Consider the following 24,495-nt stretch of genomic DNA (forward strand, 5'->3'; position numbering starts at 1 on the left):
AGAGCTGTGGGTTCCCACCCCGAGTTGGGCGGCGGGACGACGCTAGCGCATCTGAATCACGGACGGTTGCGTCCAAGATCGTCGTGCGCCTGCACCCACTCCTCGGCGACGACGGCCGATCCGAGCGACAGCTCGCCGGCCAGGACGGTCGCCGCGATGATCTCCGCGAGCTTGTGGACCTTGCCCGCGCCGTAGCAGTCCATCAGCTCCAGGCACTCGCGCTGGGTGGCCAGCCCGGTGCCTCCGCCGTACGTCGCGATGATCAGCGCGGGCAGCGTCACCGAGGCGTAGAAGTCGCCGTTGGGCAGCAGCTCGGAGAAGCCGTAGAGCGCCGAGGACTCGGCCACGTTGGCCACGTCCTGGCCGGTCGCGATGAACATCGCGGTGATGCCGTTGGCGGAGTGGTTGCCGTTGTTGTTGGTGACGCTCATGATCGAGCCGAGCTGGCCGCGCATGCGGGCGGCGTACAGTTTCTCGGTGGAGACGTGCATCTGCTCCTGGACGAGGTCCTTGGGCAGGGTGATCTCGGCGACGACCCGCTTGCCGCGGGTGTGCAGCATGTTCACGACCGAGGTCTTCTTGTCGGTGGCGAACTGGCCCTCGAGCAGGAAGTGCAACGGCTCGGGGTAGTTCTGCTTGATCCAGGCGCAGGCCGCGAACGTCGCCTTGCCGGTCATGTTCTGCCCGGCCGCGTCGCCGGTGGAGTAGTTGAAGCGCGTGTAGAGCAGCTTGGAGACCGAGAACTGCTGGATCTCCAGCAGCCTGCCCGAGCTCGTGGTCGTCTCGGCGGCGGCCTTGACGTCCTCGAAGTGCTCGTCGAGCCACGCACCGAACGCCCGCGCCTGGCGCGCGTCGTCGAAGCTGAACACGGGCGCGCGCTGCATCTTGTCGTCGAGCACGGTGGTGGTGATGCCCCCGGCCTCGCGGCAGAGCTTCATACCGCGGTTGTACGACGCCACGAGCGTCCCCTCGGTCGTGGCCAGCGGCACGAAGAACTCACCGTTGGCGTGCTCGCCGTTGACCTGCAGCGGACCGGCCAGGCCGATCGGGACCTGGGCGACGCCGAAGAAGCTCTCGATGTTGCCGGGCAGCGTGCCCGGGTCGAGGCTGAAGTGGCCGACGTTGGCCAGCTCGCTCCCGCGCCGCTCGGCCGCGAAGGCCTGCCGCTCCTTGATGATCCGCTCGGAGTAGTCGTCCGCAGGGTCGCGGGGCACGCGCAGGTCGCTCATGGGGGCGAGTCTGGCATCTCCCCCGCGGCGACCGCAGGGGTCTCGGCCGTCCGGCCACGACGGCGGGCCGGACGAGCAGAGGGGCGGCGGAGACGCGTCGACGGACGACTGTGGGGGCGCCGTCGGGTGCCGGACGCCTCCGCCGCACCACGCAGCCAGTGAAGCGCCCCCGCCCGTGCGACCGCAGGCGAACTCGGAGAATTTTGCCGAACGCGGGATGAGAGGATGCCGCCCGTGGCGGAGTTGCGTTTCTACACAGGTGCGATGGACTCCGGTAAGTCGACGCTGGCGCTGCAGACCAACCACAACCACGCCGCCAACGGTCGCCTCGGCCGGATCTTCACCACCCACGACCGCTCGGGCCGGGCCAAGGTCTCCTCCCGGCTCGGTCTGACGCACGACGCGATCGAGGTCGGCGCCGACTTCGACTTCTGGCGCTACGTCGTCGAGGCGTTGACCGCCGGCGGCCGGATCGACTACCTGATCTGCGACGAGGCCCAGTTCTACACCGCCGCGCAGATCGACCAGCTCGCCAAGGTCGTCGACGAGCTGCAGATCGACGTGTTCTGCTTCGGCATCCTCACCGACTTCCGCACGCGCCTCTTCGAGGGCTCGGCTCGCCTGGTCGAGCTCGCCGACTCGACCCAGGTCCTCCAGGTCGAGGCGCTGTGCTGGTGCGGCAAGCGCGCCACCCACCAGGCCCGGATCGAGGACGGCGTGATGATCACCGAGGGCGAGGTCATCGTCGTCGGCGACACCGAGGAGCAGCCCGCTGCCGGCACCGTGACCTACGAGGTCCTCTGCCGCCAGCACCACCGCCGTCAACTCACCGCCGACCGTGCCCGCGCCGTCTCGCTGACCGCCGATCCGCTGCCGTTCACCTGAGGACCCGTCGTACCTGACCTTTTGGCCCCATTTCGCCCGAAAACAGGGCCAGAACATCAGGTACGACGGGCCTGTCAGTCGACCAGGATCGGGATCAGCATCTCGGCGGGCGTGAGGGAGCCGTGCATGCCGATCAGCTTCGCCTCGTAGGGGAACGCGTCGGTCGACATGACCGCGAAGCTTCCGTGACAGGCGACGACCACGTCGCCGATGCGCGGCGCGACGGCCTCGGCCACGGGGCCGAACCAACTGCGCGCGACCGCTTCGGCCCGGGTCAGCACGGTGGCGCGGGAGCCGACCAGCTCGCGCCAGGTCGCCACGACGTCCGGGACAGCGCCGGGAGCGCAGTAGAGGTGGCGGAAGCGCGCCTCTCCCCCGACCAGCGTGACGCCCGAGCGCAGCCGATCGTCGGCGGCGATGTCGACCCGGTTCTGCGACGGTACGTCGACCATCCCGTGGTCGGCGACGACCAGCAACCGCCGGTCCGAGGGCAGCGCCTCGCGCAGCTGCTCGGCCTCGCTGTCGATCGACCCCAGCTGCTGCAGCCACTCCTGCGAGGCGACGCCCCAGCGGTGACCGGTCCAGTCGAGGTCGGAGTCGTAGACGTAGGTGAGCGAGGGACGGTGCGCGGAGGCCGCCTGCACGGCCGCGATCCGCTCGCCGATCTTGTCGACACCGACGTACGTCGCCCCGCGCTGCGCGGCGATGGTCAGGCCCGAGCCCTGGAACTCACGCTTGTTGACCACGCTCGCCGTCACGCCCATCGCCTGCAGGCGCCCGAACGCCGTCTCGTGGGGCTGCCACTTGACCGGGTCGAGGTCCGGGACGTCCCACTGCAGCGCGTTGAGCAGGTCGTTGGTGCCGGGCACACGGGTCGTGAACCCGATCAGCCCGTGCGCGCCGGGGGTGAGCCCAGTGCTGAACGAGGTGAGCGAGGTCGAGGTCGTCGACGGGACCCCGGCGGTCGCCGGCTCCTCGTCGAGCAGGGACGACAGGTAGGGCGCGATGTAGGAGTAGCGGCGCAGCTGCTCGGCCCCCAGGCCGTCGATGAGGAAGACGACGTACGCCGCGGCGTCGGGCAGCTCGAGGCCCGTCGGGACCCGGTCGAACGGGTTGCCCAGCGCTCGGGCGACGGCCGGGAGGACGTCGCTCAGCGAGCGGTCGCCGTACGCCGGCTCGCGGAACTTCTCCGCCACTCAGCGGCCTCGGGTGAGGGCGGACAGGTGGCCGGCGAAGGTGAGCAGGCCCTTGACGGCGTCGCGGCCGTCGGCCGCCGCGGAGACCCGCAGCGAGAAGTCGTCGGAGGCCAGGACACCGGTGTAGCCGTGGTCGGCGTCGCACTGCGGGTCGTTGCACGCGGCCGGCTCGAGGTCGAGCCGGCTCACCCCGCCCCACCCGATCGTCATCACGGCCTCGGCCGCGGGCGCCGGGCCCTTGGTCGGGTTGGTGACCATCCGGGTGACGACCACGGAGGCCACCGACGACAACGTCACGGCCTCGGTCGAGGTCGAGGTGTAGGGCTCGGGCAGCAGATCGTCGCCGGCGTGCTCGTCGGTGTGGCAGAGAATCAGGCGCGTGGGCGTCAGGACCACGACGGTCTGGTGCCGGCGTACCTCGTCACGCTCGAAGGTCGGCTCGTGGTGCACGTAGTAGGAGACGACCTCCTCGCCACCCACGGCGTCGGAGACGGCGTCCGCGACCACCTCGGGGTAGTAGCCGGTGCGGTCGAGCGCCTTGCGCAGATCCATGGATGGATCTTCGCACCTACTCCGCGATGGTCGTGATCAGGTCGGGCATCCGGCGTACGGCGGAGTCCGGCCGGGGGTCCTTGATCAGCGCGACGCGGGCGCGGGCGGTGAGCACCGCAGCGGACCGGGCGCCGGCGAGCACCATCGAGAGCTCGAGCGAGACGACCTCGGGCAGGTCGTTCTGGAGGGCGGCCACCTTGGCGATGAGCTCCTCGACCGCCCCGATGTCGACCGCCTCGGATCCGCGGTAGCCGAACAGCAGCGGCGCGGTCTTCGGCTCGCGCACCATCGCGGCCACGGCGCGCTGGTCGAGCGGCGGGATGCGGTAGGACCAGTCGCCGAGCAGCTCGATCACCGGACCGCCGACGCCGAAGGACACGACGGGCCCGAAGAGCGGGTCCTCGAACGACCGGATCGCGAGCGGTACGCCGGGCGCGGCCGTCGCCTGCACCACGAAGCCCGCCCGGTCGGCGTCCTCGACGACCCGGGTGAGCGAGCGCCAGGCGTCCTTCATCTCCGCCGAGGAGGTGATGTTGCGGTAGATGTGCCGCTGGTCGGGCCGCTCGCGCAGCGACGCCTCGGTCGCCTTGAGCACGACGTCGCCGCCCAGCTGCTCGGCGGCGTCCGCTGCCTGCTTGAGGTCGGCGACCGGGATCGCGGGCCACAGCTCGATGCCGTACGCCGCGAGGAGGTCGGTGACCTGCGCGTCGGTGAGGTCGATGCCCGCCGCCGCCTGCGCGCGGTCGGCGTCGAGCAGGATCCGCTGGACCGCGTTGCGGGCGCGCGCGGGGCTGATGCCGTCGGGAACGGCGGGCTCGCCGTCCGGCGTACGGACCCACACGGCGTACTCGACGACGCGCGCGAGCGCGCGGACGGCGGCCTCGACGGCGGGGTAGGACGGGACCGAACCGCGACCGGCGGACGAGCCGGCGACGTCGGGGACGCGCAGCAGCTCGGGGATGCCCTCGGCACCGAGGAACGAGGAGACCAGCGGCTTGTCGGACTGCTCCCCCACGGCCGCGAGCACGTTGGCGACCTCCTCGCCGGAGACGTCGAGCGGCGGGATGTAGACCGCGACCACCGAGTCGACGTCGGGGTCGTCGATGGCGGCGTCGAGGGCGTCCTCGAAGTCCTCGGCGGTGGCGTCCGCGCCGAGGGCGACCGAACGGTTGACGACGAGGCCGACGGACGCAGCGGCATCGGCCGCCAGGAGACCCAGCGCGTCCGAGTTGCCGACCACGGCCACGCGGCGACCGCGCGGCAGCGGCTGGTGGGCGAGCAGCTGGGCGACGTCGAACATGTCGTCCAGGGTGTCGACCTGGATCACGCCCGCCTGGCGGAACATGGCGTCGACGGCACCCTGCGGCGCGCCGATCCTGCGCACCGCATGGCCCATCGGCACACCCTGCGTCGTACGGCCCGAGCGGACCGCGACGATCGGCTTGCGCTTGGAGACGCGGCGGGCGATGCGGGAGAACTTGCGCGGGTTACCGATCGACTCGAGGTACATCATCACGACCTCGGTGGAGTCGTCCTCCTCCCAGTACTGCAGGAGGTCGTTGCCGGAGACGTCGGCGCGGTTGCCCGCGCTGACGAAGGTCGAGATGCCCAGGCCCCGGCCGCGGACCTTCTCCAGGATCGCCGAGCCCAGGGCACCGGACTGGCAGAAGAAGCCCGCACGACCCCGTGCCGGCATGACCGACGAGAGGGAGGCGTTGGCCTGGACCCGCGGGTCGGTGTTGATGATGCCCAGGCAGTTGGGGCCGATCAGCCGCAGGCCGTAGGAGCGTGAGAGCCCGACCAGGTGCCGCTGGCGCTTGCGGCCCTCCTCGCCGGCCTCGGCGAAGCCCGAGGAGATGACGATCAGGCCGTGCACGCCCTTGGCAGCGCAGTCGAGCACGACGTCGGTCACCGCGTCGGCCGGGACGGCCACGATCGCGACGTCGACGTCGTCGGGGATGTCCTGGACGCTCTTGTACGCCGGCATGCCCGACACCGCGCGGGCGCTCGGGTTGACGACGTACACACGGCCGGCGAAGTCGGCGGTGACCAGGTTGCGCACCAGGACCTGGCCGATGGTCTCCTGGCGGCGGGAGGCACCGATGATGGCGACCGAGCGCGGGTTGAAGAAGCGGTGGATCGAGGCGGCCTCGGCGGTGTGCTCGCGGGAGCGCATCAGCCCGACGGCGGTGTCGGTCGGGTCGATCGGGAACTCGAGGGTGATCACGCCGTCGGCGTAGCCGCTGGCGACGCGGTAGCCGGCCTCGCGGAAGATCTGGATCATCCGGTGGTTGTCGGGCAGCACCTCGGCGATGAACCGCTCGACGCCGCGCTCGCGGCCGGCACCGGCGAGGTGCTCGAGCAGGAGCTGGGCGATGCCGCGGCCCTGGTGCTGGTCCTCGACCAGGAACGCGACCTCGGCCTCGCTGCCGTGGCGGCCGTCGGCGGTCTCCACGACGTCGTAGCGGCCGACCGCGATCATCCGGCCCTGCAGGATGATGACGAGCGCGACCCGCTGGTCGTGGTCGACGTGGGTGAACCGGCGTACGTCGCGCTCGGAGAGGCGCGGCATCGGCGAGAAGAACCGGTAGTACTTCGACTCGTCGGAGACCCGTGCGTAGAACTCCACGAGGAGCTTCTCGTCGTCGGCGTGCATGGGCCGGATGTGCGCCGTACGGCCGTCCCGCAGGAGCACGTCGGCCTCCCAGTGCTCGGGAGGCGCCACGATCTCAGCGGTCGGGGGCACTTCCGAGGACGTCACGTGCGAAATCTATCCACGTCGTACGCGATACCGAAGGTGCGTCACCCGATCACCGGCGATGACGACGTCCGGGTCCTCCAGCATCACCTGCTCCTCGAGCGCCCCGAAGAACCGCTTCCCGCGCCCAAGGACGACGGGTACGACGTCCATGGCGACCTCGTCGACCAGCCCGAGCGCGAGTGCCTGGCCGCCGACATCGCCCGCGGTGAGCGCGACCGCACGGTCCCCCGCACGCGCGCGTGCCTCGGCGATCGTCTCCGCCACCGAGGTGAAGAAGGGGACGTCCGCCTCCGGGTGCCAGCCGTCGGGCTTGGGCCGGTGCGAGACCACGAGCAGGTGGTCCCCGGCCGGTGGCTTGGCGTCCCAGCCGTTGGTGAGGTCGAACAGGTGCCGGCCCATCACGGTCGCGCCGATGGAGGACCACATCGCGCCGACGTACTCACTCGACGCCGCGGAGATCCGGAACGGGCCGCGGGAGTCGCCCGCGTCGTCGAGGATCGGCCGGTCGCCGTTGAAGTACCAGTCGAACAGCGGCCCCACGTCGTCGTGCTCGTCGGCGATGAAGCCGTCGACCGACACCACCGCGTGCATCAGGACCTGGGCCGAACCGGTGCTCATCGGTCCATGATCACCCCACCCCGGCGGCGCGCCGCGTGTCGCAGCGTCGGCACCGACCGGAAGAATGACCGGTTATGGCACGTCGTACGACCAAGGCAGAGCCCGAGGACTTCGAGGAGCGCATCCTCGACACCAACATCAAGGACGAGATGCAGTCGTCCTTCTTGGAGTACGCCTACTCCGTCATCTACTCCCGTGCCCTGCCCGACGCCCGCGACGGCCTCAAGCCGGTCCAGCGCCGCATCCTCTACACGATGAACGACATGAACCTGCGGCCCGACCGTGGTCACGTCAAGTGCGCCCGCGTCGTCGGTGAGGTGATGGGTCGCCTGCACCCGCACGGCGACGGTGCGATCTACGACGCCCTCGCCCGTACGGCGCAGGCGTGGTCGCTGCGGCTCCCGTTCATCGACGGCCACGGCAACTTCGGCTCGCCGGACGACCCGCCCGCCGCGATGCGATACACCGAGTGCCGGATGGCGCCGCCGGCGATGGCGATGACGGAGTCGATCGACGAGGAGACCGTCGACTTCAAGCCCAACTACGACAGCCGCGAGCTCGAGCCGACCGTCCTGCCGTCCGCCATCCCCAACCTGGTGGTCAACGGCACCACCGGCATCGCGGTCGGCATGGCCACCAACATGGCGCCGCACAACCTGGTGGAGGTGGTGCAGGCGCTGCGCCACCTGATCCAGCACCCGAACACCGACACCGAGGGCCTGATGCGGTTCATCCCGGGCCCCGACCTGCCGACCGGCGGCAAGATCGTCGGCCTGGACGGCATCCGCGATGCCTACGAGACCGGCCGCGGGTCGTTCAAGATGCGCGCCACCGCACGCATCGAGACGATCGGCCGGCGCAAGGGCATCGTCGTCACGGAGCTCCCGTACGGCGTCGGCACCGAACGGGTCCGGGAGGCGATCAAGAAGCTGGTCCTGGCCAAGAAGCTCCAGGGCATCGCCGACGTCGTGGAGCTCACCGACCACGTCCACGGCCTGCGCCTGGTCATCGAGGTCAAGAACGGCTTCGTCCCCGAGGCGATCCTCGAGCAGCTCTACCGCCAGACGCCGCTCGAGGACTCCTTCGGCATCAACAACGTCGCGCTCGTCGAGGGCCAGCCCCGCACGCTCGGCCTGCGCGAGCTGCTGATGGTGTTCCTCGAGCACCGCTACGACGTCGTACGCCGCCGCAGCCAGTTCCGCCGCAACAAGAAGGCCGAGCGCCTCCACCTGGTCGACGGCCTGCTGATCGCGCTGCTCGACATCGACGAGGTCATCCAGGTCATCCGGACCTCCGACGACTCCGCGGCGGCGAAGGAGCGACTCATGTCGGTCTTCGACCTGAGCGTGCCGCAGGCCGACTACATCCTCGAGATGCAGCTCCGCCGGCTCACCCGCTTCTCCCGCATCGAGCTGGAGAAGGAGCAGGAGGCGCTGCGCAAGGAGATCGAGGAGCTCGACGCGATCCTCGCCGACGAGAGCCTGCTCAAGAAGGTCGTCTCCTCGGAGCTCGCCGACGTCGCCAAGACCTACGGCACCCCGCGCCGCACCGTGCTGCTCGAGTCCGCCGGCACCGCCGCCGTCACCGCGGCCACCGCCTCCCTCGAGGTGGCCGACGACCCCTGCATCGCGCTGCTGTCCTCGACCGGCCTGCTGGCCCGCACGATGAGCGCCGAGGAGATCGGCACGGGCGGTCCGCGCGCCAACCACGACGTCATCGTCTCCGCGGTCCGCACCACCGCGCGCGCCGATGTCGGCGTGATCACCTCGGCCGGCCGCCTGCTCCGGCTCGCCGTGCTCGACCTGCCCGCCATCCCACCCAGCGCCAACGAGCCCAACCTCCAGGGCGGCCTGCCGCTCTCCGAGGTGCTCTCGCTCGCCGCCGGCGAGCGCGCCCTCGCGCTGACCACCTTGGACACCGAGGGTCCCGGCCTGGCGCTCGGCACCAAGCAGGGTGTCGTCAAGCGGGTCAACCCGGAGGTCCTCAGCCGCGACGAGTGGGACGTGATCGGCCTCAAGGACGGCGACGAGGTCGTCGGCGCGATCCAGCTGGCCACCGGCGAGGAGGAGCTCTGCTTCGTCACGACCGACGCGCAGCTGCTGCACTTCCCGTCCGGCAACGTGCGCCCCCAGGGCCGCAGCGGCGGTGGCATGTCCGGCGTACGTCTCGCGGAGCGGCAGGGCGTCGTCTGGTTCGGCGCCCTCGACCTCAAGGCCGCCGACGGCGTCGTGCTGGTGACGGCATCCGGCTCGTCGACCGCGCTCCCCGGCACCGAGGTCGGCGCCGTCAAGGTCACCGACTTCTGGGAGTACCCCGCCAAGGGACGCGCGACCGGCGGCGTACGTTGCCACCGCTTCCTCAAGGGCGAGGACGCGCTGGTCTTCGCCTGGGCCGGTCCGCTCCCGGCCCGTGCAGCCGCCCAGAGCGGCGCCCCGATCGACCTGCCGGAGGCGACCGGCAAGCGCGACGGGTCCGGCGTACCAGGTGCTCAGGCGATCGCTGCCTGCAGCGGTCCCCTGACGGCGCTGGTGACCGTAGGGTGAGCGCCATGAAGCTCGCTCTCGCCCCTGTCGCGATCGCTGCGTCCTTGACCTTCGCGCTGACGGGGTGCGGCTCCGGGGGTGGCGACAAGTTGCCGCCCGCCGACGCCATGGCAGCCGCCAAGGCCAAGCTCGACAACACCAGCGGCGTCGAGGTCTCCCTGAGCACCCCCGACGACCCGGGCGGCGACTACCTCAAGGCCGCGGACGGCACCATCGTCGCCGACCCGCCCTCCTTCGACGGCACGGTCGCAGGGCGCGTGAGCGGCTTCCCGGCGAGCAGCATCCACGTGATCTCCGTCGACGGCACGCTCTGGATCGACGCGCCCCTGATCGGCTGGACCGACCAGTACCAGCCCAAGGACCTCTGCGCGCCCGACCCGGCCACGCTGCTCGACCCGTCCTCGGGCGTCTCGGCGCTGCTCACCGCGGCGACCGGGCTCAAGGCCGGCACGTCCGAGCGCGACACCGACGACGCCTCGGTCGTGGTCACCCCCTACTCCGGCACCACGCCCGGTGACGCGATCCGCAAGGTGCTCCCCTGCGCCAGCGGCGACTCCTTCGACACGACGTACACCGTCACCGACGACGGAGCGCTGCGCAGCGCCGAGCTCACCGGCAAGTTCTTCCCCGACGCCGGCCCGGTGACGTACACGATCTCCGTCACCAAGTACGACGTCACCAAGGACATCAAGGCCCCGAAGTAGTGGGCGCCGTGAGGCCCGTGCTGGCGATCGCGGCCATCGCGGTCGCGTTCGCCGCGATCGACACCTACGTCGTCGTCCTGGCCCTGCCCGACATGATGAGCGGCGTCGGCCTCTCGGTCGAGCAGCTCCAGCGCGCCGCCCCGATCGTCTCCGGCTTCCTGCTGGGGTACGTCGCGATCCTCCCGCTCATCGGCCGCATCGCCGACCTGCGCGGCCCCGTGCCGGTGCTGGTCGCCTCGCTGGTCGTCTTCGCGCTCGGCTCGCTGCTGACCGCCATCTCCTCCGACCTGACCTCGCTCGTCGTCGGCCGCTTCCTCCAGGGCGTGGGCGGTGGCGGCCTGGTGCCCGCGACGCTGGCGATGGTCGCCGCGCTCTACCCGCCCGAGAGCCGCGGACTCCCCCTCGGCCTGGTCTCCGCGGTCCAGGAGATCGGCTCGGTCCTGGGCCCCCTGTACGGCGCCCTGGTCCTCGCCGCCGGCCCGTGGCGGCTGATCTTCGGGATCAACCTGGTCGTGGGGTTGGTCCTGGCAGGCGTCCTGCGCATGGTCGGTTTCGATACGTCCTCGCCTAGCGGCTCGGACTACTCAACCAGCGACCGGCGGCGCCGCCGCCCCGACCTCGTCGGCGTGGTCCTCGCAGCGATCGCGCTCGGCGCGACCTTCCTGGTCTACGTCCAGGTCGACCAGATCAAGCGCGACCTGACCTGGGGTCAGATCTTCATCCCGTACGCCGACCACGGCAGCGCCTGGCTGACCCCCATCGGCAGCGTGGCGATGGGTGGAGCGGTGCTGTTCGTGGCGTGGTGCCTGGTCGCGAGGCGACCGCTGGTGGACCTGCGCGCGTGGGGCACGAACCTGCGCGACGCCGACCTGCGTGGCGCGCTGCTGCTGGCGATCGCACTCGCCGGGATCGTGCTGGCGTTCGCGACCGCGGACCCGAAGGTCGCGGTGTTCGCCCCGCAGGGCTGGTGGTACCTCCTCGGCAGCGCCGTGGCCGGCGTGCTCCTCGTGCTGCACCTGCGGACCGCGAAGGCACCGATCATCCCGCGCGGCGCCCTGCGCCGGACGCCGGCGTGGGGCTCGCTGGTCGTCAGCTTCCTGGTCGGGTTCGCCCTGATCGCGGCGCTCGTCGACATCCCGCTCTTCGCCCGCACGACCGTCTATCCCGACTCCCAGCTCAAGGCCGCCCTGGTGCTGCTGGCGTTCCTGGTCGGCGTACCCGTCGGTGCGGTCGCCGGCGGCTGGCTGCTGCGCCACCTCGGTCCCGGCCCGATCACGGCGATCGGCATGCTGCTGGCGGCTGACTCGTTCTTCTGGATGTCGAGCTGGGGCATGACCACGCTCGCACACCACTGGACCGTGGTCCCGCTGTTCCTCGGCGGCCTCGGCTTCGGCCTCGCCCTCGCGCCCGTCAACGCCGCGATGCTGGTCAGCACGCCGGACGACACGCACGGTCTCGCCTCGGCGCTGGTCGTCGTGGCACGGATGATCGGCATGCTGGTCGGTATCTCGGCGCTGACCACGATCGGCCTGCGCCGCCTGTACGCCGCCCGCGACGCCCACCCGTCCTGGGACCTCGATCGGCTCGGCATCCTCCAGGAGCACGCGGTGTTCCTCGGCGCCGGCGTCGTCGCGCTGACCGCCGGCGCGGTGGCGCTACCCCTTCTGCGGGCGAAGCATGCACGTGGCGTGGATCTCGCCGAGTCCCTGCTGACCGGCGGGTGAATGATCGATAACCTCACCCCCATGGGTGACTTCGACGACCTCCTCGAGGCCAACAAGGCCTTCGCCGGCGACTTCCAGCTCGGCGGCTTCGACGGCATCGCACGCGCCGGCGTGGCGATCGTGACCTGCATGGACTCCCGCATCGACCCGCTCGGCGTGGTCGGCCTCAACGCGGGTGACGCCAAGATCCTGCGCAACCCCGGCGGTCGGGTCGACGACCTGACGCTCGATGCGCTGGTGATCTCGGTGCACATGCTCAACGTCAGCCGGATCATGGTCATCCCGCACACCCGCTGCGCGGTGGCGAGCAACCCCGAGTCGGTCCTGCGCGAGAAGCTCGACGCCTCCACGGGCCAGGACACCTCCTGGCTGACCCTGCCGATCACCGACGGCCAGGACGCCGCACTGGTCCGCGACGTGCAGCGCGTCAAGGCGCACCCGCTCATCCCCGACACGGTCTCCGTCGGTGGCTTCGTCTACGACGTCGACTCGGGCCTGCTGAGCCAGAAGGTCTGACTCGGGTTCCGCGTCTCTGGGCGTGCTGACGGTCGTCCGTCAGCCTCGCCCGGGATCGTCGGGGAGCAGGGCCCGCAGCCGCGCATCGACGAGCACGTCGGCCCGGGAGTCCAGCCAGCCACCGAGAGCGGCGAGGTCCCCGACGCCCGACAGCTCGGCGACCAGACCGGTGGTCGCGCCGACCGGGTCCGAGGTGACGTCGACGTCGACCAGCAGCGGGCAGTCGACAGCGCCGCCGTCCGGCTCGGGCGGGAGCGACGCCGTCCAGCAGCCGACCTCGAGCACCAGCCGCTGACGCGCGCCGGCGCCCGAGACCCGCGAGTCGACGTACCAGCACAGCTCGCCGACCTGGAGGCGCAGGTGACCACGCCGCGCCTTCGCTCCGGCGCCCTTGAGCACCCTGGCGACAGCGGCGCGGTCCGCGACAGCGCTCATCAGGCGTCCAGCGCCGCCATGTCGATCTCGTAGGCGCCCTGGACCAGGAACTCCTTGCGAGGTGCCACGTCCGAGCCCATCAACAGCTCGAAGACCTCGGCGGCGTCGGCCGCGTCGTCGACGGTGAGCCGGCGCAGGGTGCGGTGGCGCGGGTCCATCGTGGTCTCACGGAGCTGCGCGGCATCCATCTCGCCCAGGCCCTTGTACCGCTGGACGGGGTCCTTCCACCGCACGTTCTTCTTGCGCAGCTCGGCGAGCTTGCGCTGCAGCTCGTCGTCGGAATAGGTGTAGATGTACTTCTCCTGCCCCTTCTTGGGGTTGGAGACCTCGATCCGGTGCAGCGGCGGCACGGCGGTGTAGACCCGGCCCGCCATCACCAGGTCGGGCATGTACTTGAAGAACAGCGTCGCGAGCAGGGTGCGGATGTGGGCGCCGTCGGAGTCGGCGTCGGCCATGAAGATGATCCGGCCGTAGCGGCGTGCCTCGAGGTCGAAGGTGCGCCCCGAGCCCGCGCCGACGACCTGGATGATCGAGGAGCACTCGGCGTTCTTGAGCATGTCGCCCACGGACGCCTTCTGGACGTTGAGGATCTTGCCGCGGATCGGCAGCAGTGCCTGGAACTCGGAGTTGCGCGCGAACTTGGCGGTTCCGAGCGCGGAGTCACCCTCGACGATGAACAGCTCGGTGCGCTCGTTGTCACCGGAGCGGCAGTCGTTGAGCTTGGCGGGCAGCGAGGAGGACTCCAGCGCGTTCTTCCGTCGCTGGGTCTCCTTGTGCTGGCGCGCCGCGATGCGGGTCTTGGCCGCACCGGCGACCTTCTCCATCAGCAGCTTGGCCTGGGCCTTCTCGGCGCGCTTGGTGGAGGTCAGGAACTCCTTGAGCTGCGCGGCCACCACCTTGCGCACGACGGTCCGTGCGGCCGGCGTACCGAGGATCTCCTTGGTCTGGCCCTCGAACTGGGGCTCGGCCAGGCGCACCGTGACGATGGCGGTCATGCCCTCGAGGATGTCGTCCTTGATGACGTCGTCGTCGTTGACCTTGAGCGCCTTGGAGGCGCGCATCGCGTCGTTGAAGGTCTTGGTCAGCGCCGTCTCGTAGCCCGAGACGTGGGTGCCGCCCTTGGGCGTCGCGATCACGTTGACGAAGGACCGGACGGTCGTGTCGTAGCCGGTCCCCCACCGCACGGCGACGTCGACGGTCAGCTCACGCTCGACGTCCTGCGGCGTCATGTGGCCCTGCTCGTCGAGCAGCGGCACGGTCTCGGTGAACGTGTCGCTGCCCTGCAGCCGGATCACGTCCGTGACGGGCTCGTCCTGGGCCAGGAACTCGCAGAACTCGCCGATGCCGCCGTCGTGGCGGAAGCTCTCCTCGGTCCACTCGGCCTGGTCCTGGGCGCGCTGGTCGCGGATGACCAGCTCGAAGCCGGGGACGATGAAGGACGTCTGCCGGGCGCGACCGATCAGGCCGTCGAGGAGGAACTCGGCGTCCTTGGTGAAGATCTGGCGGTCCGGCCAGAACCGGATCCGGGTGCCGTGCTTGGTCTTGGTGACGCGGCCGCCCTTGCGGGTCAGGCCCGACTGCTGGGTGAACTTCGCCGCGGGGCCCTCGCCGTCGAAGACACCGGGTACGCCGCGCTGGAAGCTCATGCCCTGGGTCGCCGGCGAGCGGTCGACGTCGATGTCCATCCGGCTCGAGAGCGCGTTGACGACCGACAGGCCGACGCCGTGCAGGCCACCGGTGGCGTTGTAGGAGCCGCCGCCGAACTTGCCGCCCGCGTGGAGCTTGGTCGCGACCAGCTCGACACCGGACAGCCCGCTCTTGGGCTCCTTGTCGGTCGGGATGCCGCGGCCGTCGTCGTACACCTCGACGGAGCCGTCGCCGTGCAGCGTCACCTCGACCTTGCCGGCGTGCCCGCCGAGCGCCTCGTCGACACCGTTGTCGATGATCTCCCAGACGCAGTGCATGAGTCCGCGGGTGTCGGTCGAGCCGATGTACATGCCCGGGCGCTTGCGCACCGCCTCCAGTCCCTCGAGGACCAGGAGATGAGCGGCGTTGTAGGTGTTGTCGGCGATGATGCAACCCTCCTCGTGAGTGCCCGAATCTACCGGCGACACGCCGTGCCACGGTGCAGGCACACGGGTCACGCCGGGGTCACGATGTGGCTCAACGGCAGTGGGCTCGATATTCGCGTGATTGGATGCACATCGATCAGGGAATCTTTGGTCTACGGACTACGTTGATCCGGACACCAGGGTGTGGGGAACACCTTGGAGAACGAAGAGAGAGAGGCCGACGTGACAACTGCAGTTGCCCCCGCCCCGCTGACCGCCGAGGACCGTTGCGATCGGTGCGGAGCCCAGGCCTACCTTCGTGTCGAGCTCGGCACCGGCGGTGAGCTGCTGTTCTGCGGCCACCACGCCCGCGAGCACGGCGACAAGCTCAAGGAGATCGCCGTGGCCGTCCAGGACGAGACCCACAAGCTCACCGACAAGCCGGCTCCGGCCAACGACTGAGTCCACCGACTTCCACACCGAGGCCCCGGGCGTCCGCCCGGGGCCTCGGCCTTTCCCGGAACGTGCCATGACTGTCCTCCTCGCCCTCACCTCCGCCCTCCTGTACGGCATCTCCGACTTCGTCGGAGGGCTCGCCTCCCGGCGTACGTCGGCCTGGCCGGTCGCCGTCATGTCCGGAGCAGGCGCGCTCGTGGGCGCGATGGTGCTGAGCCTCGTCGACCCCGGTACGCCGACCCACGCCGACTGGTGGTGGGCGGCGCTGGCCGGAGCAGCGGGCGGGACCGGCATCGCGTTCCTCTACCGCGGCTTCGCGGCGGGCCAGATGGCCGTCGCCGGTCCGGTCTCGGCGGTCGGCACCGCTCTCCTGCCCGTCGCCGTCGGCGTCGCCACGGGTGAGTCGCTCGGACCGTGGACCTGGGTCGGCATCACCGCTGCGGTCCCCGGGCTGTGGCTGGTCGCCCGCACGCCGTCCGAGGAGGGCGTCGAGCCGGTCCTCGCCGAGGGCCTGGTCGACGGAGCGCTCGCCGGCGTCGGCTTCGGTGTCGCCTTCACCGCGATGGGCCAGTGGAGCGACCACGCCGGCTTCGCGCCGTTCCTGCTGCTGCAGGTGGTCAACATGCTGACCGTGGTCGCCCTCGCGACCGCGTTCCGGCAGGCCTGGATCCCCCGCCGTCCCGCCGTGCTCGGAGGCGGCCTCGCCGGCCTCGTCGCCGCGGGCGCGCTGCTCTGCTTCGTGGTCGCCGTCGGCGGTGCCGACCTGGCGGTCTCCTCGGTGCTGGCCTCGCTCTACCCGGCCGTCACGGTGGTGATGGCGCTCGCGATCCTGCGCGAGCGCATCACCGCGGCGCAGGGCCTCGGGCTGCTCCTGTGTGGAGCGACCGTCGCGCTCGTGGCTGCGGGCTGACCCGACCGGTCAGGCGTCGCGGTCGGCGGTGACCACGAGCCAGCGCCAGATGGCGACGGCGCCGACGACGAGCAGCAGGACCGCCATGATCCCGAAGGACAGGGTGTGGCGGTCGTCGCCGTTGTGGGCGGCGGTGAGCGCGATCAGACCGGCGAACAGCCCCATCACGAGCCCGAGGACACCGATCAGGTAGAACTTCGGCGCCTGCCGGACGCGCCGGGACAGCGCGTAGCGCCGCTCGAGCGCACGTCCGCCGATGGCACCGACGAGGACCGCCACGACCGCAGCCACGATCGGCCAGATCATGGCGACTCAATCCAGGTAGTCGCGCAGGACCTGCGAGCGCGACGGGTGCCGCAGCTTCGACATGGTCTTGGACTCGATCTGGCGGATGCGCTCGCGCGTGACGCCGTAGACCTTCCCGATCTCGTCTAAAGTCTTCGGCTGGCCGTCGGTCAGGCCGAAGCGCATCGAGACGACACCTGCCTCGCGCTCGGAGAGCGTGTCGAGGACGGCGTGCAGCTGCTCCTGCAGGAGCGTGAACGAGACGGCGTCGGCCGGCACGATCGCCTCGGAGTCCTCGATGAGGTCACCGAACTCCGAGTCGCCGTCCTCACCCAGGGGCGTGTGCAGCGAGATCGGCTCACGGCCGTACTTCTGGACCTCGACGACCTTCTCGGGCGTCATGTCGAGCTCCTTGGCGAGCTCCTCGGGCGTGGGCTCGCGACCGAGGTCCTGCAGCATCTGGCGCTGGACGCGGGCGAGCTTGTTGATGACCTCGACCATGTGCACGGGGATGCGGATCGTGCGGGCCTGGTCGGCCATGGCGCGGGTGATGGCCTGACGGATCCACCAGGTGGCGTACGTCGAGAACTTGTAGCCCTTGGTGTAGTCGAACTTCTCGACCGCGCGGATCAGACCGAGGTTGCCCTCCTGGATCAGGTCCAGGAAGAGCATGCCGCGGCCGGTGTAGCGCTTGGCCAGGGAGACGACGAGGCGCAGGTTGGCCTCGAGGAGGTGGTTCTTGGCGCGCTTGCCGTCCTCGGAGATCCACTCCAGCTCGTCCTGCAGCTTGGCCGAGATCTTGCCGCCCTTGGCGAGCTTCTCGTCGGCGAACAGGCCGGCCTCGATGCGGGTGGCGAGCTCGACCTCGAGCTCGGCGTTGAGCAGCGGGACCTTGCCGATCTGCTTGAGGTAGTCCTTGACCGGGTCGGCGGTCGCACCGGCGACCATGACCTGCTGGGCCGGCTCGTCGGTCTCGTCGGCAGCCGAGACCACGAAGGTCGAGGTGGCCGAGGCCTCCTCCTCGTCCTGCTTGATCGTCGGGTCGGTCTTGACGTCCGTCTCGAACTGGTCGTCGGGGATGTCGGGCAGGACCTTCTTGCCGTCGGCGCCGATGACGGGCGCGACCACGGTCTCCTCGACCTCGGACTCAGCCGCGGCAGCCTTCTTGGCAGCCGCACGCTTGGCCGGAGCGGCCTTCTTGGCGGGAGCGGCTGCGGCCTTCTTGGCGGCCGGAGCAGCCTTCTTCGCGGCAGGCGCGGCAGCCTTCTTGGCGGCAGGCGCCTTCTTGGCAGCAGCCGTCGTCTTGCTGGCGGCGGCCACCGCACGATGGTCGGCGGGCATGTCGACGGAGACACCGGCAGCGGCCAGGTGCACCATCAGCGGCTTGAGCTGCGCCGGGGCGACGTCGGCCTCGGTGAAGGCCTGCCGCAGCTGCTCGGGGGTGACGGTGCCCGTGGGCTTCGCCTGCTCGATGAGGTCGACGATCGCAGCGTGCTGGAGCACCTCTGCAGGGAGAAGCTTGGAGGACACGTACACCTCTCGAAAGGGCGGAGCGGAACAACAACATTTCGGAACGTGGGCGCACACCGGCCCGCAGGCGTCAAGAGTGCGCGTCGTCATTGTGCCACGGCACCGGTCGACCCTCACGCATCGCCCGTCCGCGGTGCGCCAGAATGGCGCCATGGCCATCCACATCACTGACGACCCGGCTGCCGACGAGCTGCTGACCGAGAGCCCGTTCGCCCTGCTGATCGGCATGATGCTGGATCAGCAGTACCCGATGGAGCACGCCTTCATGGGCCCGCAGAAGGTCGCCGGCCGCCTCGGCGGCTTCGACCCCGCGACGATCGCGGCGGCCGACCCCGAGGAGTTCGCGGCGCTCTGCGCGACCACCCCGGCGATCCACCGCTTCCCCGGCTCCATGGCCGCCCGCCTCCAGGAGATCGCGCGGATCGTCGTCGACCAGTACGACGGCGACGCCTCGCGCATCTGGACCGAGGCCGCCGACGGCAAGGACCTCGGCAAGCGGGTGCAGGCCCTGCCCGGCTTCGGCAAGCAGAAGGCGCAGATCTTCGTCGCGCTGCTGGCCAAGCAGCTCGGCGTACGCCCGGCGGGTTGGGAGCAGTTCTGCGGCGACTACGCCCTGGAGGGCTTCCGCTCCGTCGCCGACGTCGTCGACCCGGCCTCCCTGCAGAAGGTCCGCGACCACAAGAAGGCGGTCAAGGCGGCCAAGTGAGCGGCAGCGCCGAGCCAGGGACGACCTCGAAGCAACGCGGCCATCAGCCGAAGAGCACCCCGCCGCCGATCGCGATCACCGGCCACAGCGCCAGGGCCGCCACGCCCACCCACGGCAGCCGCGAGGGGTGCGGGTTCCACCACCGCAACGCGACCACGAGCAGCACCACGCACAGGCCCAGCCCCACGAGGACGACCCACGGCGGCGTGAAGAGCCACGATCCGGCGTACAGGAAGAACGCGCAGGCGATCAGGCTCAGCCCGATGAAGGGCGCGGGCGAGATGACCTCGCCGGTGGCGAGGTCGACCTTCTTCTTGACCTTGCGACGCCGGGCCAAGTCAGTCGTCGCTCCACTTGGGGTCGTTGTCCCACGACTCGTTGCGCTGCGCGGCCTTCTCGAGCGCGTGCTGCGCGTCGGCCTCGGTGTCGTAGGGTCCGAGCCGGTCGATCGGCGGGCAGATGTCCGCGCCGGACTCGACGGCGTGGTGCTTGACGCAGAACCAGTAGGCCATGGGGCCAACCTAGCCCGGTCTAGCCCAACGTCGCGAGCAACCCGTGCCCGCCGTCCCAGGCCGCCTCGAGGCGCGCGCCGTCGGTCTCGGGCGCCGCGTCGAGGTCGTCGTAGATCGTGAGCGCGGCCTCGGCCGGTACGTCGACGGTGAGGGCGGTGAGCTGAACGGCAGGCTCGCGTACGCCGACCAGCTGGTGGTCCTCCCACAGCTCGAGGACCGCCTGCTCCTGCTCGCCTTTCAGTGCGCGGGTGAAGACGGCCAGGGCGACCGGGTCGGTGCTGCCGTCGTACACCCAGCGCTCGCCGAGCTCGGTGTGGTCCATCGTGGAGATCAGGGCCGCGTCGTCCAGCGGCGCACCGCGGTAGGTCATCACCAGGTGGCGGGTGCGGCCGTCGTACCTGACGACGAAGCCCTCGATGCCCACCTCGCCCTCGGGATCGTCGAGGCGGTAGCTGCCGATGAGCTCCACCTCTCCCCCGAAGCGCATCGCCAGCAGCTCGGGCTTGGTGGGCGTGATCGTGGAACCGACGTGGAGGATCGCCATGGTCCGAGCGTACGGCGCTACGCTGCGCACGGACGGGCTGGCCGGGCGACCGCGTGACCACCGCCGTGAGGCGACTGGTCCCGAGGAAAGTCCGGGCTCCACAGAGCAGGGTGGTCGGCAACACCGACCCGAGGTGACTCGCGGGACAGTGCCACAGAGAGAAGACCGCCTCCGGCAACGGAGGTAAGGGTGAAACGGTGAGGTAAGAGCTCACCAGCTCTCCGGGTGACCGGAGAGGCTAGGTAAACCCCACCCGGAGCAAGGCCGAACAGCACACGCCTGAGGGCTGCTCGCCCGAGTGTGCGGGTAGGTCGCTCGAGGCCGTCGGCAACGGCGGCCCTAGATGGATGGTCGCCCCTCGCAAGAGGACAGAACCCGGCTTACAGGCCAGCCCGTCCCCCACATGGCTCCTGACCTGTAGCGGAGCAGAAGTCAGGCCTCGCCGGTCCCCGCCGAGTCCCAAGCCTGCGCGTCCGGGCTTCGAGAGGCGTGGCTGATCTAGAGGTCCAGGTGGCTGGCGGCCCCGCACCGGAGCGGAACAGCTGTCGGACCACCCATCCGGTCGCCCCGTAAAGCCGTAAAGCCCATCTCAGCGCCGGGACCGCTCCTCGTGTACTCGCAACCCCAGGCTGACGCCGACGGCCGTCGTCGCGATCAGGAAGAACGTGGAACCGACCGCCAGCATCAGCAATCCCGCGATCTGCGCGCCAGTCCTGGAGGAAGCCACCAGCGTGACGCCCGCTACCACGGTCAGGAATACGCCTGCGACGAGCAGGTTCCACATCGTGTTGGTGGCACGACTCTCGGCTGGACCGCGGTGGTCGTCCTTCCACTGCGGTTGCATGCGGCGTTGGGGCGGCGGCGCGCTCTCCTCAACCTCCTCGAGCTCGCCTCCGGGTTGGACGGCGGGTGCCCCGCGCAGGGACCCGTGACACGCCTCGCAGCGGTTGGCCTGGTCGGACCAATGGCCGCAGCCTGGGCACTGAACTGGCATCGGGCTTCCTCTCCAACGTTGCGACGTTGATCGCGAAACATCGGCCCGAACCTAAGCCGGATCTCGCCTCAGCGGGGCCGATATCGATGAACCGGTGTGAAGCCGTCGGAGACTGACCTCGAGCGTCCGGCCTAGCAGCCGCGCCACCGGCCGGCAGCCAGCGCGTCCCTTCAACGCCCAGGCCGCACGCGGTCCGGCGTACCGGCCTGCCACCTGCATGTTTCTGAGCCAACCAGGCCCTTGTCAGCGAACTCGGCGGAACTTTACGTTCAGCGAACATCCACACGACGGATGCCAGCAAGGGACCCGCCCCCTATCTCGGGCAGTGCTCCCCTGAACCCCTAGGAGTGCAACAGATGGTCAAGAAGATGCTCGTGGTCGCCAGCGCGATCGCAGCGACCCTCGGTGCGATGGCGGGACCCGCCGGAGCCCAGGGAAGCCCTGTCCACCAGGCCAGCGGACACGCGCGGCACATGTGCGCGACCGCCGCTCCCGGCCACGCGCGCTGCTTCGCGATGACCTGGGTCGCCGACGGCGCGAAGCCCGACGGCACCGCGCCCGCCGCCGGCTCCTACGGCCCGGCCGACATCCAGAGCGCCTACAAGATCGCCGGCCTGAGCAGCGGCAGCAAGACCGTCGCGATCGTCGACGCCTACGGCTATCCGACGGCCGAGTCCGACCTCGCGGTCTACCGCTCGCACTGGGGCCTCCCGGCCTGTACGACGGCCAGCGGCTGCCTGCGGATCACCGACCAGAACGGCGGCACCCGCTACCCCGCCAAGGACGACGGCTGGGACACCGAGCAGGCCCTCGACCTGGCCGCCGTGTCCGCCGCGTGCCCCGACTGCAAGATCCTGCTGGTCCAGGCGAAGTCGGCCGGCTTCGCCGACCTGGCCGCCGCTGAGAACACCGCCGCCGCGCAGCCCGGTGTCGTCGCGATCTCCAACAGCTACGGCGGTGGCGACGTCAGCGACACCGCCACCATCCACGGCAAGGCCGTCGGCTCGTTCTACAACCACCCGGGCATCGCCGTCACCGCGTCGACCGGCGACGACGGCTACACCGGCGCGTCCTTCCCGGCCAGCTCAACCTACGTCACCGCCGTCGGCGGCACCAACCTGGTCAAGGACTCCTCGGCCCGCGGCTGGTCCGAGACCGCCTGGTACGACTCCTCCCGCCAGTACGGCGCCGGCTCGGGCTGCTCGGCGTACAACACGGCGCTGAGCGTGGCCAGCAGCTTCGACACCGGCTGCTCGAAGCGCGCGAGCGCGGACCTGTCGGCCGTCGCCGACCCCCGCACCGGCCTGGCCATCTACACCTCGGCGGTCGACTCCTCGACCGGCCAGCCGTTCGGCTGGGTGACCTTCGGCGGCACCAGCCTCTCCTCGCCGCTGATCGCCTCGATGTACGCCCTGGCGCACAACGTCACGGGCCTGTCGAACACCTTCCCGTACACCCACGCGGGCAGCTTCAACGACGTCACCTCCGGCAGCTTCTGGGGCAGCTGCCCGGTCACCCAGTGGTGCAACGCGCGCAGCGGCTGGGACGGCCCGACCGGCGTCGGTACGCCGAACGGCATCGGTGGTCTCTGAGACCTGACCGAACCATCGAGCGAGGCGCCCGCCCGGGGTATCCGGCCGGGCGCCTCGTCGCCGAAACGCTCGCTGGAAAGGAAGGTGCGTGATGACCAGTCGTCTGCTGATAGCGGTCGGAATCGTCGTCGCGGTATTCGGGCTGGTCTTCAGCCTGCAGGGGTTCGGTGCGCTGAAGGGCAGCCCGATGACCGACACGACGACGTGGTCGGTCCTGGGGCCGATCATCGCCGTCGTCGGTCTCGGCGCGGTGTGGCTCGGGCTGCGGCGACGTCCTTAGCGGTCTAGGTTGGCGAGCGTGAGCGACCCGACGCCCGAGCAGGCCATCGACCGCATCCGCCACGCGTTCCACGCGGAGAACAGCAAGGACCGGACGCTCCATGCGAAGGGCGGGTTCTACGCCGGCACCTTCACCGCCTCCGCACGGGCGGGCGAGCTCTGCCGGGCGGAACACCTCTCGGGCGCGCCGGTCGACGCGCTGGTGCGCTGGTCGAACGGCGGAGGCAACCGTCGTACGCCGGACAAGGCGCCGGACGTGCGCGGCATGGCGGTCAAGCTCTCCACCCCGGCCGGGGCGACGGACCTGCTGGGGCAGACCGCGCCGCGGTTCGTCGTACGCACGCCGGAGGACTTCCTCGCCTTCGTCGAGGCATCGGCCAACCCGGTCAGGCTGCCGGGGTTCCTGCTCCGCCACCGCTCGGCGGTCGGCCCGCTCGTCGCCAACGCCAGGGCGAAGGCGATCGTGCCGCCGTCGTCGTACGCCGCGATCCCGTACTACACCGTCCACGCCTTCGGCTGGCTCGCTCCGGACGGGAGTCGGTCGTGGGTGCGCACCGTGCTTCGCCCGAAGTCCTCGACCGCTCCCGACGGCACCTTCACCGGCCCCGATCGGCTGCAGGAGGAGATCGTGGCGCGCCTGGCGGCGGGCCCGGTGGAGTACACGCTCGAGGCGTCGGTCGCCTCCCCGACCGACGACCCGCACGACCCGATGTCGGTGTGGCGGCCGGTCGAGGTCTTCGATGCCGGCACGCTCCGGATCACCGGCGTGGCCGAGGATCCCGAGCCCGCCACTCCCGTCGTCTTCGACCCGATGCGCCTGATCGACGGCATCGTGCCCTCCGACGACCCGATCCTGCGCTACCGCCCGCTCGCCTACTCCGAGTCGATCCGCAGGCGCGTCGGCTGACGCATGCGCCGGAGCCCGCCCGGGTACCGCGCACCCATGAGAAACGGTGTCGGAAGCGGAGTAGGGATCCTGGTGGTCGTCTGGCTGCTGATCGGCGTCCTCGCCGCCTGGCAGCGCGGATACTTCGGCGGCAACGGTGACGTGAACTGTCGCAAGTTCAGCGACACGGCCCTGACCATCGTGGCCGGGCCGCTCAACTACGTCGGCGTGAACCCGAAGGTCGACTGCGCCAAGGTCAAGGCTCCCCAGCCTTCCAAGTGATCCAGGTCCTCGGCGGCCGGCCAGACCGGCCGCGGTAGCGAAACGCGCGATCCGCTGCGGTGATCGCGTCGTGGAGCGAGGATCAGCGGGTGCGCATCGTCAGTGACCTCGTCGTCGATCTCGTGACCTTCCTGCTCGCCATCGGCGGGCTGCTGGAGGTCTGCACCTCTGATGCGCCGCACGACGCCTTCGTCGGCATCGCGCTGATCCTCCTGTCCTGCGCACTGGTACTCGGGCAGATCCGGGAGGAGGTCCGCGCCAGCCGGTCCTCCGTCGAGATCGTCGCGTCGCGCCGGCGACCCTGA

At 70.5% G+C, this 24,495-nt stretch carries 26 protein-coding genes and 1 other RNA gene; 14 read left to right on the forward strand and 13 right to left on the reverse strand.

Going from position 1 to position 24,495, the window contains the following annotated elements; all coding sequences use genetic code 11:
• Positions 1 to 56: 56 nt before the first annotated feature.
• Positions 57 to 1,229 carry a hydroxymethylglutaryl-CoA reductase gene (locus ACYVJ3_RS10495; RefSeq protein WP_460852914.1) on the reverse strand — a complete coding sequence of 391 codons (1,173 nt, stop codon included), beginning with the start codon at positions 1,227 to 1,229 and terminating at the stop codon, positions 57 to 59.
• A gap of 234 nt (positions 1,230 to 1,463) precedes the next feature.
• On the opposite strand from ACYVJ3_RS10495, the gene ACYVJ3_RS10500 reads away from it, so the two are divergent.
• Positions 1,464 to 2,114, forward strand: a complete 651-nt coding sequence (locus ACYVJ3_RS10500) for a thymidine kinase (RefSeq protein ID WP_460852915.1) — start codon at positions 1,464 to 1,466, stop codon at positions 2,112 to 2,114.
• Positions 2,115 to 2,188: 74 nt separating this feature from the next.
• On the opposite strand, the gene ACYVJ3_RS10505 is transcribed toward ACYVJ3_RS10500, so the two are convergent.
• From ACYVJ3_RS10505 to ACYVJ3_RS10520, 4 genes are read right to left on the reverse strand one after another with little or no spacing between them, the layout of a single operon-like run.
• A complete protein-coding gene (locus ACYVJ3_RS10505) occupies positions 2,189 to 3,310 on the reverse strand; it encodes an alkaline phosphatase family protein (protein WP_460852916.1) in 1,122 nt (373 codons plus the stop codon).
• The gene (locus tag ACYVJ3_RS10510) at positions 3,311 to 3,862 is read right to left on the reverse strand and encodes a DUF5998 family protein (RefSeq protein ID WP_460852917.1); all 552 of its coding nucleotides are present in this window, start codon (positions 3,860 to 3,862) and stop codon (positions 3,311 to 3,313) included.
• A 16-nt stretch (positions 3,863 to 3,878) separates the two neighbouring features.
• Positions 3,879 to 6,623 carry a bifunctional acetate--CoA ligase family protein/GNAT family N-acetyltransferase gene (locus ACYVJ3_RS10515; RefSeq protein ID WP_460852918.1) on the reverse strand — a complete coding sequence of 915 codons (2,745 nt, stop codon included), beginning with the start codon at positions 6,621 to 6,623 and terminating at the stop codon, positions 3,879 to 3,881.
• A gap of 9 nt (positions 6,624 to 6,632) precedes the next feature.
• Entirely contained in the window at positions 6,633 to 7,241 is a 609-nt protein-coding gene (locus ACYVJ3_RS10520) for a dihydrofolate reductase family protein (RefSeq protein WP_460852919.1), read from the reverse strand.
• A gap of 74 nt (positions 7,242 to 7,315) precedes the next feature.
• On the opposite strand from ACYVJ3_RS10520, the gene ACYVJ3_RS10525 reads away from it, so the two are divergent.
• The 4 genes from ACYVJ3_RS10525 to ACYVJ3_RS10540 are packed head-to-tail and all read left to right on the forward strand — an operon-like array spanning position 7,316 to position 12,728.
• On the forward strand, positions 7,316 to 9,784 hold the full coding sequence (locus ACYVJ3_RS10525) for a DNA gyrase/topoisomerase IV subunit A (RefSeq protein WP_460852920.1): 2,469 nt from the start codon (positions 7,316 to 7,318) through the stop codon (positions 9,782 to 9,784).
• 5 nt (positions 9,785 to 9,789) lie between these two features.
• Positions 9,790 to 10,488: an LppX_LprAFG lipoprotein gene (locus ACYVJ3_RS10530; protein WP_460852921.1), complete on the forward strand. Its 699-nt coding sequence runs from the start codon at positions 9,790 to 9,792 to the stop codon at positions 10,486 to 10,488.
• Positions 10,489 to 10,496: 8 nt separating this feature from the next.
• Positions 10,497 to 12,212, forward strand: coding sequence for an MFS transporter (locus ACYVJ3_RS10535; RefSeq protein ID WP_460852922.1), 1,716 nt, complete (start codon positions 10,497 to 10,499; stop codon positions 12,210 to 12,212).
• 21 nt (positions 12,213 to 12,233) lie between these two features.
• The gene (locus ACYVJ3_RS10540) at positions 12,234 to 12,728 is read left to right on the forward strand and encodes a beta-class carbonic anhydrase (protein WP_460852923.1); all 495 of its coding nucleotides are present in this window, start codon (positions 12,234 to 12,236) and stop codon (positions 12,726 to 12,728) included.
• Positions 12,729 to 12,767: 39 nt separating this feature from the next.
• Here ACYVJ3_RS10540 and ACYVJ3_RS10545 read toward each other — a convergent pair whose 3' ends face one another.
• Together ACYVJ3_RS10545 and ACYVJ3_RS10550 are read right to left on the reverse strand one after the other, a co-directional pair.
• Complete coding sequence (locus ACYVJ3_RS10545; RefSeq protein ID WP_460852924.1) at positions 12,768 to 13,163, reverse strand: hypothetical protein; 396 nt, start codon at positions 13,161 to 13,163, stop codon at positions 12,768 to 12,770.
• A complete protein-coding gene (locus ACYVJ3_RS10550; protein WP_460852925.1) occupies positions 13,163 to 15,277 on the reverse strand; it encodes a DNA gyrase/topoisomerase IV subunit B in 2,115 nt (704 codons plus the stop codon). The genes ACYVJ3_RS10545 and ACYVJ3_RS10550 overlap by 1 nt, the downstream gene beginning before the upstream one ends.
• A 180-nt stretch (positions 15,278 to 15,457) precedes the next feature.
• Here ACYVJ3_RS10550 and ACYVJ3_RS10555 point away from each other — a divergent pair, with 180 nt between their 5' ends.
• Positions 15,458 to 15,676, forward strand: coding sequence for a DUF7455 domain-containing protein (locus tag ACYVJ3_RS10555; RefSeq protein WP_460852926.1), 219 nt, complete (start codon positions 15,458 to 15,460; stop codon positions 15,674 to 15,676).
• 67 nt (positions 15,677 to 15,743) lie between these two features.
• Complete coding sequence (locus tag ACYVJ3_RS10560; RefSeq protein ID WP_460852927.1) at positions 15,744 to 16,580, forward strand: EamA family transporter; 837 nt, start codon at positions 15,744 to 15,746, stop codon at positions 16,578 to 16,580.
• A gap of 9 nt (positions 16,581 to 16,589) precedes the next feature.
• Here the strand turns inward: ACYVJ3_RS10560 and ACYVJ3_RS10565 are convergent, their stop codons facing one another.
• On the reverse strand, positions 16,590 to 16,886 hold the full coding sequence (locus tag ACYVJ3_RS10565) for a hypothetical protein (RefSeq protein WP_460852928.1): 297 nt from the start codon (positions 16,884 to 16,886) through the stop codon (positions 16,590 to 16,592).
• 6 nt (positions 16,887 to 16,892) lie between these two features.
• Entirely contained in the window at positions 16,893 to 18,368 is a 1,476-nt protein-coding gene (locus ACYVJ3_RS10570; protein ID WP_460852929.1) for an RNA polymerase sigma factor, read from the reverse strand.
• A gap of 178 nt (positions 18,369 to 18,546) precedes the next feature.
• On the opposite strand from ACYVJ3_RS10570, the gene ACYVJ3_RS10575 reads away from it, so the two are divergent.
• On the forward strand, positions 18,547 to 19,101 hold the full coding sequence (locus ACYVJ3_RS10575) for an HhH-GPD-type base excision DNA repair protein (protein WP_460852930.1): 555 nt from the start codon (positions 18,547 to 18,549) through the stop codon (positions 19,099 to 19,101).
• A 43-nt stretch (positions 19,102 to 19,144) separates the two neighbouring features.
• On the opposite strand, the gene ACYVJ3_RS10580 is transcribed toward ACYVJ3_RS10575, so the two are convergent.
• The 3 genes from ACYVJ3_RS10580 to ACYVJ3_RS10590 are packed head-to-tail and all read right to left on the reverse strand — an operon-like array spanning position 19,145 to position 20,157.
• The gene (locus tag ACYVJ3_RS10580) at positions 19,145 to 19,438 is read right to left on the reverse strand and encodes a hypothetical protein (protein ID WP_460852931.1); all 294 of its coding nucleotides are present in this window, start codon (positions 19,436 to 19,438) and stop codon (positions 19,145 to 19,147) included.
• Position 19,439: 1 nt separating this feature from the next.
• On the reverse strand, positions 19,440 to 19,613 hold the full coding sequence (locus ACYVJ3_RS10585; protein WP_460852932.1) for a hypothetical protein: 174 nt from the start codon (positions 19,611 to 19,613) through the stop codon (positions 19,440 to 19,442).
• Between the two features lie 19 nt (positions 19,614 to 19,632).
• Positions 19,633 to 20,157, reverse strand: a complete 525-nt coding sequence (locus ACYVJ3_RS10590) for a maltokinase N-terminal cap-like domain-containing protein (RefSeq protein WP_460852933.1) — start codon at positions 20,155 to 20,157, stop codon at positions 19,633 to 19,635.
• A 33-nt stretch (positions 20,158 to 20,190) separates the two neighbouring features.
• On the opposite strand from ACYVJ3_RS10590, the gene rnpB reads away from it, so the two are divergent.
• An RNA gene (gene rnpB, locus ACYVJ3_RS10595) (RNase P RNA component class A) lies at positions 20,191 to 20,556 on the forward strand.
• 190 nt (positions 20,557 to 20,746) lie between these two features.
• On the opposite strand, the gene ACYVJ3_RS10600 is transcribed toward rnpB, so the two are convergent.
• Positions 20,747 to 20,941, reverse strand: a complete 195-nt coding sequence (locus ACYVJ3_RS10600) for a hypothetical protein (protein ID WP_460852934.1) — start codon at positions 20,939 to 20,941, stop codon at positions 20,747 to 20,749.
• Between the two features lie 566 nt (positions 20,942 to 21,507).
• On the opposite strand from ACYVJ3_RS10600, the gene ACYVJ3_RS10605 reads away from it, so the two are divergent.
• The 5 genes from ACYVJ3_RS10605 to ACYVJ3_RS10625 all read left to right on the forward strand — a co-directional run bounded on the left by ACYVJ3_RS10605 (position 21,508) and on the right by ACYVJ3_RS10625 (position 24,495).
• Complete coding sequence (locus ACYVJ3_RS10605; protein ID WP_460852935.1) at positions 21,508 to 22,743, forward strand: S53 family peptidase; 1,236 nt, start codon at positions 21,508 to 21,510, stop codon at positions 22,741 to 22,743.
• A gap of 91 nt (positions 22,744 to 22,834) precedes the next feature.
• Positions 22,835 to 23,023, forward strand: coding sequence for a hypothetical protein (locus tag ACYVJ3_RS10610; RefSeq protein WP_460852936.1), 189 nt, complete (start codon positions 22,835 to 22,837; stop codon positions 23,021 to 23,023).
• A gap of 18 nt (positions 23,024 to 23,041) precedes the next feature.
• Positions 23,042 to 23,929, forward strand: coding sequence for a catalase (locus tag ACYVJ3_RS10615; protein WP_460852938.1), 888 nt, complete (start codon positions 23,042 to 23,044; stop codon positions 23,927 to 23,929).
• A 36-nt stretch (positions 23,930 to 23,965) separates the two neighbouring features.
• Positions 23,966 to 24,190 carry a hypothetical protein gene (locus ACYVJ3_RS10620; RefSeq protein WP_460852939.1) on the forward strand — a complete coding sequence of 75 codons (225 nt, stop codon included), beginning with the start codon at positions 23,966 to 23,968 and terminating at the stop codon, positions 24,188 to 24,190.
• 89 nt (positions 24,191 to 24,279) lie between these two features.
• A complete protein-coding gene (locus tag ACYVJ3_RS10625; protein ID WP_460852940.1) occupies positions 24,280 to 24,495 on the forward strand; it encodes a hypothetical protein in 216 nt (71 codons plus the stop codon).

Source organism: Nocardioides montaniterrae (assembly GCF_054782655.1).